The following is a 13,127-nucleotide window of genomic DNA, read 5'->3' on the forward strand; positions in this document are numbered from 1 at the left end:
GATCCCGAGGACCTTGCCCAGTTGGGCACAGGTCACGGAGGTATTTTGCGTTAAAATCCCTTGCGCCAGTCGAAGGCCGTAACGATCACCCTCCCTGCATGAAAATATCGGACCGGATGCAGTGTAGAATTGAATCTCTCCATCGTGTCGATACAACGCCACATGATCGTTGATGATCTGAGCACCCTCAGGGAAAAATGGAATGCAACTTTGAAGCATCTTCGAGCCTCCATATTGTTGCACTCTAAATTGCCATATATTTCTTCCCTGGTCAAGTAAATTCAATCGTTTATTTGCTTGGGGTCAAGAGCTCTGAAATTGGCATATCGGCTGCGGTCTTGATTCTTACCCTTTGCGGCATGGCCTACGCTTTACCCAGCGTGGAATTCACCTATCTGGAGACAAAGTTGCTCGAAACAGATCTTTGGAGATATGACTATACCCTCAAAAACACGTCAGATCCGATACTGGATGAGGGTTTTGACATTTATGAGGTTTTTTTCGAATATGATTTTAACTCATCATTCAGCGTGTTATCGCTTCCTGCTGACTGGGATCTGACTTATGGATCAGGATTCGGTACTGGCATTTCATTAGTGGCTGGACCTTCGCCTTTTGGATCGGATATCGCACCGGGACAGTCATTAAGCGGCTTCAGTTTTCTCTTCGACTATCAGGCTGGCGCGCTTCCCTTCGAGGTCACTTTCGCCAATCCAGAAGATGTCGATAACCCGGTGATAATGGCAGGCAACAGTGCTCCCGGCACAATACCCGTGCCTGAGCCATCAACGATGATATCTTTGCTATTGGGGCTTACGGGTGTTTTTGTGGTAAGACGGTATGCAAATATGACTTCCTCAAACTTTTTCTGCTCAACAGAAGGAATGGGCGGATTTATAAATTTCCGCCCATTCTGGTTTGTTGGTTTTAAGCCGCAGCAGCCTTTTTCACCCACGGCATCTGATTCGACGCCAGCCATCTATCCCCCGGCACCGCATTCCCCATCCAGGGGATGGCTGAAAAAGTAGATGGCCAGCCCCATGATGGGCAGGGCGATGAACAGGCCCAGGACCGGCAGGACGGTCACGCCCATGATGAGGAATATAAAGGCGATCAGCGCAAACACGATGCCGATGATGACATGCTGGCTTCTCTCGTAAAAACACTTCAGGTTCTTCATGATTCACCTCCAGAAATGCGGGATGGATTGGCTCCCGAATTGATCCGTTTTATTTTTTCAGAACTTTCTTGTCTTTGAATCTAACGCGAAATCCGAAAAAGTCAATTTGGGAGCACCGGGAGGCCGCCGGCCAAAACCACCCTTGAAAGACCGGGCGCAGGGGTGATATTACCTTCCTCGACTCGACTTTCGATTTTCGTGCCGCAGCCCAAAGCAAGGGGATGTCCGGCCTCTCTACAAACCTGCGAAAAGATCAAACTCAGGCACCCATATTGAAAATCCTGCTCATCTACCCCTACTGCCTCGAAAAGCGCCGCCATGAGGAGGACGCCGGCGTCGTGCCCATGGGGCTCTACTATATCGGGGCCCTGCTCCGGGAGAACGGATACGACGTGGAGATCCTCAATCTCCACGGGATGGACGACCAGCCGGATAAAATCCGGGAGATCCTGCGGGAGCGCGCCCCCCGCCTCATCGGGTTTTCCATCCTGAACGCCAACCGGTGGGGCGCCGTCGAGATCGCCCGGATCGCCAAGGCGATCGATCCGGGGGTGACGACCGTGGTGGGGGGCGTCGGGGCGACCTTTCTGTGGGAGCACCTGCTCACCCATTTCCCGGAGATGGACCTCGCGGTCGTGGGCGAGGGGGAATACCCGTTCCTGAACCTCGTCCGGGGCGTGGAAGCGGCTGAAAAAGACCTCCGGGAGGACGATCTTCCCCGGATCATCGGGGATATCCAGGGGATCGCCTTCCGCCTTGGCGGCAAACCGATCCAGACCGAGGCGCCGGCGCCCATCGCCGACCTCGATTGCCTGCCCAACCCCGCACGATATTTCACCTACCGGCACCTCTCCCTGACGCGGGGCTGCCCCGGCCGGTGCACCTTCTGCGGTTCGCCGCGGCTGTGGCACCGGAAGGTCCGGTTCCACTCGCCGGGCTACTTCGTGGACCAGATGTCCCTGCTCCACGAACGGGGCGTCACCTTCTTCTATGTCTCCGACGACACCTTCACCCTGAACAAGGAGCGGGCCATCGCCGTCTGCCGGGAGATCCTCCGGAGGGGCATGGGGATTTCATGGGCCGCCATCTCCCGGGTGGACACCGTGGACGAGGAGCTCCTCCTGTGGATGCGGAAGGCCGGGTGCGTCCAGATCAGCTACGGCGTGGAGAGCGGCTCCGAGCGGATTCGGCGTCTGCTCAACAAGAAGATCACCCGGGAGCAGATCCAGCGGGCCTGCGCCCTGACCACGGCCTGCGGCATCATGGCCCGGGCCTATTTCATCTACGGCTGCCCCGGCGAGACTTGGGAGACCCTCCGGGAAACCATGGACCTGATCGGCGAGATCCAGCCCCTGGCGGCCATCTTCTACATCCTGGACATCCTGCCGGGAACGGCCCTTTACGAGGATTTCAAACGCCGCCACAACCTGACCGACGACATCTGGCTCAAGCGCATCGAGGACATCCCCTACTACACCCGGGACCCGGCCCTGCCCGAGGAGCTGATCCTGGCCTTCGGACGGACGCTGCGGACCCATTTCCACGAAAATCTCCCGGGCTTCGTCGATGCGATCCGGCTCAAGGACGACCCCGAACTGTATCCCTTCCACGCCGATTTTCTCTCCCGGCTGGCCATGACCTTCACCCACGGGGACTACGCCGGAAACGATGCGATCCCCGATCCCCAGGGGGTCGCGGAACGGCTCTACCACCGGGCACTTACCTATCATCCGGACCACCGGGCCTTCCTGGGGCTGGGAATTCTCCGTCAGCAGCAGCGCCGATTTTCGGAATCTGCGGAGATCCTTCATCAGGGCGTCCGGCATTTTCCCGCAAGCGAGGAACTGCACCTGTGCCTGGCCGTCAATTACATGAACCTGGGCCAGTTTGACCGCGCGGCGGGGTCCCTCCTGAAATTCCCCCGGAGCCGACAGACGGCCTTCTACCTCGCCCAATGCTATCATGCCATGGGGGACGCCGAAAACGAGCGAATCTACCAGGAAAAACACCAGGCGCTTCCTGAATGATCCCGGCGCCAAAAATGCCGTTCCCCGCCCGTTCTGTGAAGAGATACCTTGAATTTTCGTCGAGGAAAAGGCCATGGGAGTGAGGACCGAATCCTGCCGGGGCGGCCTTTCTCCGGCACCTCTTCGCGATCCATGGGGGTACCAAAATCGCAGCGTCAGGGACCATGCCCGATGCAGCGTCGTTTCTTAAACAATGAGCCCAAGAGCCGTTCATGCGCCATACACACTGTTTTCCCGGCCTGACCGCAAGAAGAATCCGCCGCAGCCGGACAGAACGCCATTGCGGCAGACGGATCGAAGGCGACAGCGCCCTTCGCATCCGCCTGAGACGCCTTCGCCGGGAGATCCGGGCGTATGCCAACGAGAACCGTCGGTTGAAGGAAGTCCTCGAGCCCCCCCGCCCGGCCGCGGCCGCCGGCGGAGCCCTGCTGCAATTCCCGTCGGATGACACGGCGGTCCGGCCTTCGGGAGGCAGTGACGGGGAGGCCGAAGGCTATGGCTCCCCGGGCGGCCTCATGGCATCCCGCGCCGGCGGGCAAGACCGCGGGGGCCGCTTCCCCGACCCCCTCCCGGGGATCGACATGGAAAGCGCCCTTTCGGCGCTCTGCGTCTCCCCCGACATCTTTGCGAACATCCTCGTCCTGTTTTACAAGAACAACCGGAACCTCATGGGGAGAATCAACAGAGCTTATGATGGGAAAGACTGGCGGACCCTGAAGCAGTTGGCCCACGCCATCAAGGGGAGCGCCGCCAACATCCGGGCGATGGCCCTCTCCGAATCGGCTCAGGCGCTCGAAAACGCCGGCCGCCGAGCCGCCATCGACCCTTCTTCGCCGGAGCCGCCGGAATCCCTCCTTCAATGCCTGGCGGCGGATTTGGCGCAGGTCCTGGATGCCATCGGGTCCGCAACCGGAATCGCTTCCCCCCCGTCTCCTCCGAAAGAGCGCCCGCACGAGCGCGGCCCAGGGCTATACGCCCCCATCGACCGGTTCCTGGCAGGCCGCCTTTTCGGGGAGATCTTCCATGCCCTTGACCTTGCCGTCCCCGAGGAGATCCGGAGGCACCTGGAGAAAATCCGGCCCCTGCTCCGTCCCGTGGACATGGAAAAAATCGAGGACGGCATCTGTCGGTATGACTATGAAGAGGTTCAGGAGCATATCAAAACGATCGCCGATGAGATGAACATTTCGCTGAACGAGGCGTCCGCCCATATGAACTCTTTCGAAAGCCAGGCCTCGCGGCTGCAAGACCCAAGGAGGGGAGCATCATGATTTCGCCGCAACAGGATAAGCCCTTGGTATTGATCGTCGACGACAATCCGACCAACATCGACATCCTCGTCACCGCGCTCCAGGAGGATTACCGCCTGGGCATCTCGAAAAGCGGGGCCAGGGCCAGGGCCTACGCAGAGAAGCATCACCCCCTTCTCATCCTGCTCGATATCATGATGCCGAACATGAACGGGTACGAAGTCTGCCGCCTCCTCAAGGACTCGCCGGAAACAGCCGATATCGCGGTGATCTTTATTACGGCCCTCCACGAAACCGCCAGCAAGACCAAGGGGCTCGACATCGGGGCGGTCGACTACATCACAAAGCCCTTCAACACGGCCGAGGTCAAGGCGAGGGTGCGGACCCACGTCGAACTGAGGCGGATACAGGAGGAACTGAACGATCAGAACCGCATCCTGAAACGGAAGGTCGAGGAAAAAACGGCGCTGACCCAGAAGATCCTCCGCCTGACGATCCAGAGCATGTCGCAGATGGCGGAAAGCCGGGACCCCTATACCGCAGGCCATCAGCAGCGCGTCTCCCAACTGGCCTGCGCCATCGCCCAGAAGATGGCCATGACCGCGGAGGATATCGACACGATCCGCGTGGCGGGCCTTCTCCACGACATCGGCAAATTCCGGATCCCCAGCGACATCCTGAACCGGCCCGGGAAAATCCTCAGCGTCGAATACGAATTCCTCAAGATTCACCCGCAGGTCGCCTATGACCTGCTGAAAGACATTCCCTTCCCCGGCCCGGTGTCCGAAATCGTCTATCAGCACCATGAAAAGCTGGACGGTTCTGGATATCCCCGGGGGCTGACCCGGAGCGGAATTCTTCCCGAGGCCAGAATCCTGACCGTGGCGGACGTCATCGAGGCCATGAGTTCCCATCGCCCCTACCGCCCCGCCCTGGGCACGGATATCGCCCTTGCCGAGATCGTGAAGCACAAGGGGGACCATTTCGACCCGGACGTGGTCGAAGGCTGCCTGGCCGTCTTTCGCGAGGACCACTTCCAGTTCCACGACCGCTCCTGAAATGGTTCATCTCCCTTTCCGGTGCGGGCGCACCTGCATCCCTCTTTTTTGCGGAACCGTCAATGGTTAATGCCTGTTAAAACCAAAAGATTAACAGTATTAACACATTTTCGGTCGATCTGCCGGCGCCAATTCCGGGCAGCCGTTCCGCCCGCCTGCTGAAATCCCTTGATCCTTGGCGGTCGCGGAGGATTTCGGATGATTCCACAAGCCAAAGATCAACCCGGCATATCTTTTGCTATGAGTGTCTTCGAATTGTCCGAGTTCATCCATATAAACCGGTTCGCTTGCCCGAAGCGCCCCGCACGGAATGGGATCATAAAACGGGGTCCAGCCCGCATCATCCCGATTCTCCGGGGGGCGCATTCCCCGTTCGCCCTGCTGAAGATCAGCCCGATCCTCGGGAAAGCGGCGGCGGGCGGCATGACCATGACCGGCCGAACAATACAGCCGAAACAAAACAAGACTGCCCAAGAAAGGACGCACCAGATGACATCCCCGGTAAACATCCTTGTGATCGGCGGCGTCGCCACCGGACCCAAAACCGCCGCCCGCCTGAAACGAATCATGCCCCAAGCCCGCGTGACCATGCTCGACAAGGACAGCATCGTCTCCTACGGCGCCTGCGGACTGCCCTACTACGTCGAAGGCGTCTTCGACAACATCAACACCCTCATGGAAACCCCGGTCGGCGTAACCCGAACCCCTGTTTTCTTCGACAAGGTCAAGGGATTCTCCGTAAAAACGCGCACCGAAGCCCTCTCCATCGACCGGAAAAACAAACAGGTCCGGGTCCGGAACCTCGACTCCGGCGAGGAGAGCGACCTGCCCTACGACAAGCTGGTGATCGCCACCGGCGGGTATCCTTTCCGGCCGCCCATTCCCGGGGTGGACCTGAAAAACGTCTGGTTCATGACCCATCCCGACGACGCCCGCACCCTGGTTGAGGAGATCGAGGCCCAGGGCCTCAAGAAAGCGGTTTTGGTCGGCGCGGGCTTTATCGGCATCGAAATGGCCGAGGCGCTCAAACACCGGGGCCTCGACGTCACGGTGGTGGAGATGGTGGACCAGATCATGCCCGGCATCCTGGACAAGGATGTGGCGACCTTTGCCGCCAAGCACCTGCGCGCCAAGGGCGTCAATCTCGTGCTCAGCGAACGGGTCACGGCCATCGGGGGCGAAACCCGGGCCGTATCCGTCAAAACCGACCGCCGGGAAATCCCGGCCGATCTCGTGGTCATCGCCGTCGGCACCCGGCCCAACGACCGCCTGGCCCGGTCGGCCGATCTCGACTGCATGGCCCGGGGCGGCATCCTCATCAATGAATACTGCCAGACCAGCGACCCGAACATCTATGCGGGCGGCGACTGCGTGGTCAACCGCTATGCGGGAAAAATCGCCGGGAGCCGTCTCTTCGTCGCCCTGGGGTCCACGGCCAACAAGCACGGCCGGATCATCGCCAACCACATCGCGGGAAAGGCGACCCCGTTTGCCGGCATCACCTGCACCGGCATCGTCAGGGCCTTTGACTTCACCCTGGGGCGGACCGGCCTCAGCGAGCAGCAGGCCCGCAACCTGAACCTGGAGATCGAGACCGCCACCTGGGCCGGGCCCGACATGCCCCACTACATGCCCGGCAGCGGTCCGTTCATCATCAAAATGATCGCCTCGAAACGGGACCGCAGGCTCCTGGGGGTCCAGGTGGCCGGAATGGGCAACGGCGCCAAACGGATCGATGCCGCGGCCGCCCTCATCCTCATGGGCGGCACCCTTGACGACGTGAGCGACGTCGATTTCGGATATGCGCCGCCCTACAGCCCGCCCATCGACCCCCTGGCCACCTGCGCCCATATTCTCACCAACAAGCTGGACGGCCTGGCCAAGGGGATCTCGGCCTTCGAGGCCAAGCCCATCATGGACCGGGGCGACGCCCTGCTCCTCGACGTGCGCACGCCCCAGGAGTTCGCGGCCATGCAGTTGCCCTACGATGTGGTCCACATTCCCCTGGGCGCCCTCCGGGAAAAAGCCGCCGGGCTGCCCCGGGACAAGGAGATCCTGGCATTCTGCAAGGTCAGCATGCGGGGGTACGAGGCGCAGCTCATCCTGAACGCCGCCGGTTTCGACCGGGTCCGGTTCATTGAAGGGGGCATCGTCGGATGGCCCTTTGAGGTCAAGATGCTCTCCTGATCCCGCGTCGTCCATGGCGCCGGCATCCCTAATGGTGTCGGCGCCTTCCCCGGCCCCAACCGCCGATCTCCGGAGGCCCTGCCCTTTTTTCTCCTTGTATATTTTCCCCCGGCATGGTATCTGGAAACGATTTTTATCAGTATTGCAATATGGTGGATTCGTTATAATATCAAATTGTAAGACGACGGTTTGAAAGGAGATGGGGGAAATGGCACAGAGCAACAAGATCATACCATTGACATTGGTCATCCTGTTGGGAATCCTGGTTCAGGTGTTGTTCGTCTTCGCGGATATGCAGGAAACGCCGGCCAAGGCGGCCGTCGCGTTCACGGAAGCCTATTACGGATTCAACAAGGAGGAACTGGCGGATCGACTCTGTGAAAGCCAGAAGGTCGTGAATGATGTGAACGTCGTCGACCAGTACATCCACGAAGCCGCCCGGAATGCCGAAGCCCGAGGCTACAGTCTGGGGATCTACGTCAAGAACAGCCTCTATCATGCGGAAACCGAGACCCTTGAAGAATCCTTCGACAAGGCCAGGGTCCGCCTGACCGCCGAACGCAAATCCGGCCTCAGGACCTTCTTCTCGAAGGAGGATGTCCATGAGGTGGACGCGACCTTCGATCTCGTCAGAGAAGGCGGGAAATGGAAGGTCTGCACCGATCTTCTCTCCTTCGGCGACGCCTGATCCCGTGCCGTCATCCGATCGATGAGCCTTTAATTTCAAAGGGGGCGGTCCATCCGCCCCGCCATTTCGTGTTCAGGCCGATGTGAATTTGCGCCCGTCAGAAGACATAGGTTTGCTTTACCGACGCATTCGCGGGTGCGCCCGACAGATCGCAGCCCGATTCCCCGCCCCGGAGTTTTACACCGTCTTCCCCTTGGAGCATGCGTTTTCCCAGCGCTTCTTTGAGTTCGACCCCGTTGTCCAGGCCATGCGCCGCGTCGCCGTCCAGGAGTTGAACGATGATTTCGGGCACGGACTCCCCCACGCCGACAAGGTCAGCCTGGATGCCGGGACGCTCCTCATCATCGAATGCCGCCATGCCGGCTGCCGCCTCGACCGCATCCGAAGCTGGCTGAGGCTGGCCCACTGCGCCGGACTCCTCCACGACATCCGACGGAAAGAGCCCGATCATGCGGTTGCGGGGTTTGAATACGCCCGGAACCTGCTCGGCCCCAGCGGCCTGTTCACGCCGTCCGACGTCGATGCCGTCTGCGGGGCCATCTTGAACCATGAGGCGTTCAAGAAGGTGTCGCCCATCCGGGGCCTGAAAGGGTGCGTGATATCGAAATGTCTGTATGATGCCGACAAGTTCCGCTGGGGATGCGACAATTTTACCGACACCGTCTGGAATATGGTCTCCTACCTGCGGATGCCGTTTCGGGATTTTTTTGCCAGATACCCCGCAGGCCTTGCCAAGATCGCCAAAATCAAGGAGACCTTCCGGACGGACGCGGGGAAAAGCTACGGCCCCGGTGTCATCGATACGGGCCTTTCCATCGGCAGAATCCTCTACGAAATCCTGAAACAGGATTTCAGGCAGTGGATCGATCCATGAAACTCATCGGCATCATTATCGCATTGATCTACACCCTGTTTCCCGCCGATGTCCTGCCCGATATGATCCCGGTCCTGGGGTGGCTGGATGACGCGGCCCTGTGGGTCCTTTTCTTCTGGTACTTTTTCATGCGCCTCCGGGAAACGGAAGGGCCGCCGTCAGAAGACCCCGACAGCCGGCAGGAAGGCCCGGGACAATCGCGCGGCGGCACCGGCGGGGAGGGCGATCCGGAGGGATTCCGCAAGCAAGCCGGCGGAGGGGCTTCAAAAGATCCCTACACTGTTCTGGGGATTGAACGGGGCGCCCCGCCTGAAGCCGTCAAGAAGGCTTACCGTGAGCTGGCCGCAAAATATCATCCGGACAAATTTGCCCACCTGGGGGAAGACTTTCAGAAAACAGCCGAAAAACGGTTCAAGGAAATCCACGAGGCCTACCGCACCCTCATGCCCAGGAACTGAGACCGTGATCCGCCCTCGAATTCATGGGGCCTCCGGGACCTGAAGGCGGGGATGTCGCGCCGAACGTCCAACAGCGATAACGAGGCCCGGCCTCATTGCCGGGAAGGAATCACAACGATGCCCAAGATAGTCGCCATTTACGGAAGCCCCAGAAGAAAAGGGAACACCTCGACACTTCTGGAACAGGCTGTCAGGGGCGCCCGGGACGAAGGCGCCGATGTCCGGGAGTTCGTGCTGCGGGACCTCAAGATGTCGCCCTGCCTTGAAATCTATCAATGCAAGACAACCGGACGATGCGCCATCCAAGACGATTTTCAGATCCTTCACGATGAAATGCTTGCAGCAGACGGACTGATCCTGGCGTCCCCGATCTTTTTCTACACGGTCAGCGCCCACACCAAAATCCTCATGGACCGCTGTCAGTCCTGCTGGGTCAAAAAATACTGGATCGACAAGGTCCCCTTCGGCAAGCGACCCCTGAAGCGCAAAGGACTCTTCATTTCCGTGGGTGCGACCCGGGGAAAGAGGCTCTTTGACGGCGCCCTGTTGACCGTCCGGTATTTCTTCGACGCACTCGACATGGGCCTCTGGCGCGCCCTTCTCTATCGCAGCATCGACTTTGAAGGCGACATCCTGAAACACCCCGAATACATGGAAGAGGCCTACCGCGCCGGCCGGGAGTTTACCAGTGCATTCCCCTCCCCGGCATAATATCCTTTCGATGGCGCCGTCAGCCGCCATGACGTCCATCCTCGAGGTCAGGGAACTCGTCAAAACCTTTGGCGACCTCAAGGCCGTCGGCGGGGTCAGCTTCTCCATACGGCAGGGGATCTGCTTCGGGCTGCTGGGACCCAACGGCGCCGGGAAAACCACCACCATCGAGGTGATCGAGGACATTATCCCTCAGACGGAAGGGGAAATCCTCTACAAAGGGAAACCCCGATCGCCGGAATACAGTGCGCAGATCGGCATCCAGTTCCAGCACACGGCCCTCCTCGATTTCCTGACGGTGCGGGAGATCCTGGCCACGTTCCGGTCCTTCTACAGCGTCCGAGCCGATATCGACGCGCTCTCGAAGCTCTGCCAGTTGGGGGACATCCTCGAACAATACAACAACCGGATATCCGGCGGTCAGAAGCAGCGGATGCTCCTGGCCCTGGCCCTGATCAACGATCCGGAGCTGGTTTTCCTCGACGAACCGTCCACCGGGCTGGACCCCCAGGCACGGCGCAACCTCTGGGATATCGTCCTGGACATCAAAAAGAGCGGCAGGACCGTTATCCTGACCACCCACAACATGGAGGAGGCGCAGCACCTCTGCGATGAGGTCGCCATCATGGACCACGGCAGGATCATCGCCCAGGGCCCCCCCGACGGCCTGATCAAACACCACTGCCGGGGCACCACCGTGGTGCTGCCCCGGGGCAGCCTCAGGCGCCCTCCGGAGGGCCTCTCCCATCCGTGGCGCGCCGCGGGCGACAGCATCGTCGTCGAAACCGAGGATATCAATGACTGCCTCAAAAACCTGATGGCCCTTGAGGTCGACCTGAACGACGTCCTGATCCATTCCCCCAACCTCGAGGACGTCTTTCTCAAGCTGACCGGCCGAAAACTGAGGGATTGACGATGAGCATCCACCGCATCTGGGTCATGTTCAAGGCCAGGAACGCCGAATTTTTCAGGGACCGGGCCGCCTTCGGGTGGAATTTTCTCTTTCCCTTCCTCATGGTGGGGGGGTTCGGGCTCATCTTCGGCGACGATACCCGCGGCGAGTACAAGATCGGCATCTTTCCCTACCCGACCGAGACGGTCGTCATGGAAACCGCCCCCATACCGGAAGGGCTCAAAGCCGTCCGCATGCTGCAGTTCGTTGGCTTCCGGGATTTCTCCAGGGGCATCGGCCCCCTCAGGCACCACAAGATCGATCTCCTGGTGGAGATCGACTCACCCGCCCCCAGGTACTGGGTGACCGACAGCCCGAAAGGGGATGTGGCGGAAAAGATCTTCACCAGCGCCATGCTGCCTCCCGAATGCCGCGATCCCGGCCGGAGAGAGGAGATCCGGGGAACCCCGATCCGCTATATCGACTGGCTCTTTCCGGGCATCCTGGCCATGAACATGATGTTCAGCGCCCTCTGGGGGGTGGGCTTCGTCATTGTTCGATACCGGAAAAACGGGGTGCTCAAACGGCTCAAGGCGACGCCGCTCACCCCTTTTGAGTATCTCACGGCACAGATGCTGTCCAGGATCTTTCTTCTCACCTTCACCCTGGTGATCATGTGGGTCGGATGCGACCTCTTCTTTGACTTTAACGTGCAGGGATCTTATATTAATCTGGTAATCACGTTCTTTATCGGCGGGCTGAGCCTCTGCGCAATGGGGCTTGTCGTGGCAGCCCGGGGGACCAGCGAGGAGTTTGCCAGCGGGGTCGTCAATTTCATCGGCTGGCCCATGATGTTTCTGTCGGAGGTCTGGTTTTCCCTGGAAGGCGCCCCCCGGTGGCTGAAGTTTACGGCGGAGGCATTTCCCCTCACCCATATGCTGAGGGCGGTCCGGGGCGTCATGAACGACGGCGCAGGGCTTTCGGACGTGGGGACGGAGTTGGCCATTCTTTCGGCCATGACCCTGATCTTCCTCGTCTTGGGATCCTGGATGTTCTCGTGGAATGAATGACGTCCTCCGGCCCTGCAAAATGCGGTGCCATGACAGCCCCGAAAGCCCGAGGGATCACCCATCAGGAGACACCATGAACGACTCGACAACCATTTCCAAAGGCACGCCCTTCCATCTTGAAAGCAGCGTGGCCTATGCCATCGGTTCGGTGGTGAGCAAAACCCTGCTCAAGAAAACCGCCGGGAATATCACCCTCTTTTCCTTTGACGCGGGACAAGGCCTGAGCGAGCATACCGCCCCCTTTGACGCGGTGGTCCATATCCTCGACGGAGAAGCCGATATCACCATCGGCGGAAAAACATCCACCGTCGCCGCCGGCGAGATGCTGATCATGCCGGCCAATGTGGCCCATGCGCTTCATGCCCAAAAGCGATTCAAGATGCTGTTGATCATGATCCGCAGCGAGTAGGCCCGGCCTCGATCCACAACAAGCAGCCGTGATTTATGATCACGCTGAATCCTAAAAGGAGCAAAACCCATGGGAAGAAAAGTCATCATCGATACGGAAGAGTGCATCGGCTGCGAAAGCTGTGTTGAACTGTGCCCGGAGATTTTCGAATTTGACGAAGGGCTGGAGAAAGCCGTGGTCATCTCGGCCGACAGCTACGACCCGGCGTGCGTGGAGGAGGCCATCGAGACCTGTCCGGTGGAATGTATCCATTGGGAGGAATGACGGCCTCAGCCCCGTAAAAATACCCACGCCCCCTGGACCGCTCCGGAGGAGACGCCGTC

15 protein-coding genes are annotated in these 13,127 nt (G+C 59.7%); 13 read left to right on the top strand and 2 right to left on the bottom strand.

Features of this window, described 5'->3' with window-relative positions:
* The coding region (locus ACEW8N_RS21200) for a hypothetical protein (RefSeq protein ID WP_373501868.1) at positions 1-219 on the bottom strand (219 nt) is incomplete at its 3' end.
* Between the two features lie 188 nt (positions 220-407).
* On the opposite strand from ACEW8N_RS21200, the gene ACEW8N_RS21205 reads away from it, so the two are divergent.
* Positions 408-1,028: a PEP-CTERM sorting domain-containing protein gene (locus ACEW8N_RS21205; protein WP_373501869.1), complete on the top strand. Its 621-nt coding sequence runs from the start codon at positions 408-410 to the stop codon at positions 1,026-1,028.
* On the opposite strand, the gene ACEW8N_RS21210 is transcribed toward ACEW8N_RS21205, so the two are convergent.
* The gene (locus ACEW8N_RS21210; RefSeq protein ID WP_373501870.1) at positions 980-1,180 is read right to left on the bottom strand and encodes a hypothetical protein; all 201 of its coding nucleotides are present in this window, start codon (positions 1,178-1,180) and stop codon (positions 980-982) included. The genes ACEW8N_RS21205 and ACEW8N_RS21210 overlap by 49 nt on opposite strands.
* 272 nt (positions 1,181-1,452) lie before the next feature.
* Between ACEW8N_RS21210 and ACEW8N_RS21215 the strand changes: the two genes are divergently transcribed.
* From ACEW8N_RS21215 to ACEW8N_RS21270, 12 genes are all read left to right on the top strand, one after another.
* The gene (locus ACEW8N_RS21215; RefSeq protein WP_373501871.1) at positions 1,453-3,207 is read left to right on the top strand and encodes a radical SAM protein; all 1,755 of its coding nucleotides are present in this window, start codon (positions 1,453-1,455) and stop codon (positions 3,205-3,207) included.
* Between the two features lie 212 nt (positions 3,208-3,419).
* Positions 3,420-4,478, top strand: coding sequence for an Hpt domain-containing protein (locus ACEW8N_RS21220; protein WP_373501872.1), 1,059 nt, complete (start codon positions 3,420-3,422; stop codon positions 4,476-4,478).
* Positions 4,475-5,515, top strand: a complete 1,041-nt coding sequence (locus tag ACEW8N_RS21225) for an HD domain-containing phosphohydrolase (protein ID WP_373501873.1) — start codon at positions 4,475-4,477, stop codon at positions 5,513-5,515. The genes ACEW8N_RS21220 and ACEW8N_RS21225 overlap by 4 nt, the downstream gene beginning before the upstream one ends.
* A gap of 489 nt (positions 5,516-6,004) precedes the next feature.
* Positions 6,005-7,702, top strand: coding sequence for an FAD-dependent oxidoreductase (locus ACEW8N_RS21230; protein ID WP_373501874.1), 1,698 nt, complete (start codon positions 6,005-6,007; stop codon positions 7,700-7,702).
* Between the two features lie 208 nt (positions 7,703-7,910).
* A complete protein-coding gene (locus tag ACEW8N_RS21235) occupies positions 7,911-8,390 on the top strand; it encodes a hypothetical protein (RefSeq protein WP_373501875.1) in 480 nt (159 codons plus the stop codon).
* A gap of 112 nt (positions 8,391-8,502) precedes the next feature.
* Entirely contained in the window at positions 8,503-9,264 is a 762-nt protein-coding gene (locus ACEW8N_RS21240) for a hypothetical protein (RefSeq protein ID WP_373501876.1), read from the top strand.
* Positions 9,261-9,722: a DnaJ domain-containing protein gene (locus ACEW8N_RS21245; RefSeq protein WP_373501877.1), complete on the top strand. Its 462-nt coding sequence runs from the start codon at positions 9,261-9,263 to the stop codon at positions 9,720-9,722. Before ACEW8N_RS21240 ends, ACEW8N_RS21245 begins: the two co-directional genes overlap by 4 nt.
* Positions 9,723-9,839: 117 nt before the next feature.
* A complete protein-coding gene (locus ACEW8N_RS21250; protein WP_373501878.1) occupies positions 9,840-10,433 on the top strand; it encodes a flavodoxin family protein in 594 nt (197 codons plus the stop codon).
* Entirely contained in the window at positions 10,411-11,346 is a 936-nt protein-coding gene (locus ACEW8N_RS21255) for an ABC transporter ATP-binding protein (protein WP_373501879.1), read from the top strand. Before ACEW8N_RS21250 ends, ACEW8N_RS21255 begins: the two co-directional genes overlap by 23 nt.
* A gap of 2 nt (positions 11,347-11,348) precedes the next feature.
* Positions 11,349-12,395, top strand: a complete 1,047-nt coding sequence (locus ACEW8N_RS21260) for an ABC transporter permease (protein ID WP_373501880.1) — start codon at positions 11,349-11,351, stop codon at positions 12,393-12,395.
* Positions 12,396-12,468: 73 nt separating this feature from the next.
* Entirely contained in the window at positions 12,469-12,804 is a 336-nt protein-coding gene (locus ACEW8N_RS21265; protein WP_373501881.1) for a cupin domain-containing protein, read from the top strand.
* 69 nt (positions 12,805-12,873) lie between these two features.
* The gene (locus tag ACEW8N_RS21270; RefSeq protein WP_373501882.1) at positions 12,874-13,068 is read left to right on the top strand and encodes a ferredoxin; all 195 of its coding nucleotides are present in this window, start codon (positions 12,874-12,876) and stop codon (positions 13,066-13,068) included.
* The last annotated feature ends 59 nt before the right edge of the window (positions 13,069-13,127 follow it).

The sequence above is a fragment of the Desulfococcus sp. genome, from assembly GCF_041737845.1.
GTDB lineage: Bacteria > Desulfobacterota > Desulfobacteria > Desulfobacterales > Desulfococcaceae > Desulfococcus.

What these genes read in the sequence shown, in the direction of transcription:
- ACEW8N_RS21210 (WP_373501870.1), bottom strand. Translation starts at nt 1,180, where the DNA reads ATGAAGAACCTGAAGTGTTTTTACGAGAGAAGCCAGCATGTCATCATC.
- ACEW8N_RS21220 (WP_373501872.1), top strand. Translation starts at nt 3,420, where the DNA reads ATGCGCCATACACACTGTTTTCCCGGCCTGACCGCAAGAAGAATCCGC.
- ACEW8N_RS21225 (WP_373501873.1), top strand. Translation starts at nt 4,475, where the DNA reads ATGATTTCGCCGCAACAGGATAAGCCCTTGGTATTGATCGTCGACGAC.
- ACEW8N_RS21230 (WP_373501874.1), top strand. Translation starts at nt 6,005, where the DNA reads ATGACATCCCCGGTAAACATCCTTGTGATCGGCGGCGTCGCCACCGGA.
- ACEW8N_RS21235 (WP_373501875.1), top strand. Translation starts at nt 7,911, where the DNA reads ATGGCACAGAGCAACAAGATCATACCATTGACATTGGTCATCCTGTTG.
- ACEW8N_RS21245 (WP_373501877.1), top strand. Translation starts at nt 9,261, where the DNA reads ATGAAACTCATCGGCATCATTATCGCATTGATCTACACCCTGTTTCCC.
- ACEW8N_RS21250 (WP_373501878.1), top strand. Translation starts at nt 9,840, where the DNA reads ATGCCCAAGATAGTCGCCATTTACGGAAGCCCCAGAAGAAAAGGGAAC.
- ACEW8N_RS21260 (WP_373501880.1), top strand. Translation starts at nt 11,349, where the DNA reads ATGAGCATCCACCGCATCTGGGTCATGTTCAAGGCCAGGAACGCCGAA.
- ACEW8N_RS21265 (WP_373501881.1), top strand. Translation starts at nt 12,469, where the DNA reads ATGAACGACTCGACAACCATTTCCAAAGGCACGCCCTTCCATCTTGAA.
- ACEW8N_RS21270 (WP_373501882.1), top strand. Translation starts at nt 12,874, where the DNA reads ATGGGAAGAAAAGTCATCATCGATACGGAAGAGTGCATCGGCTGCGAA.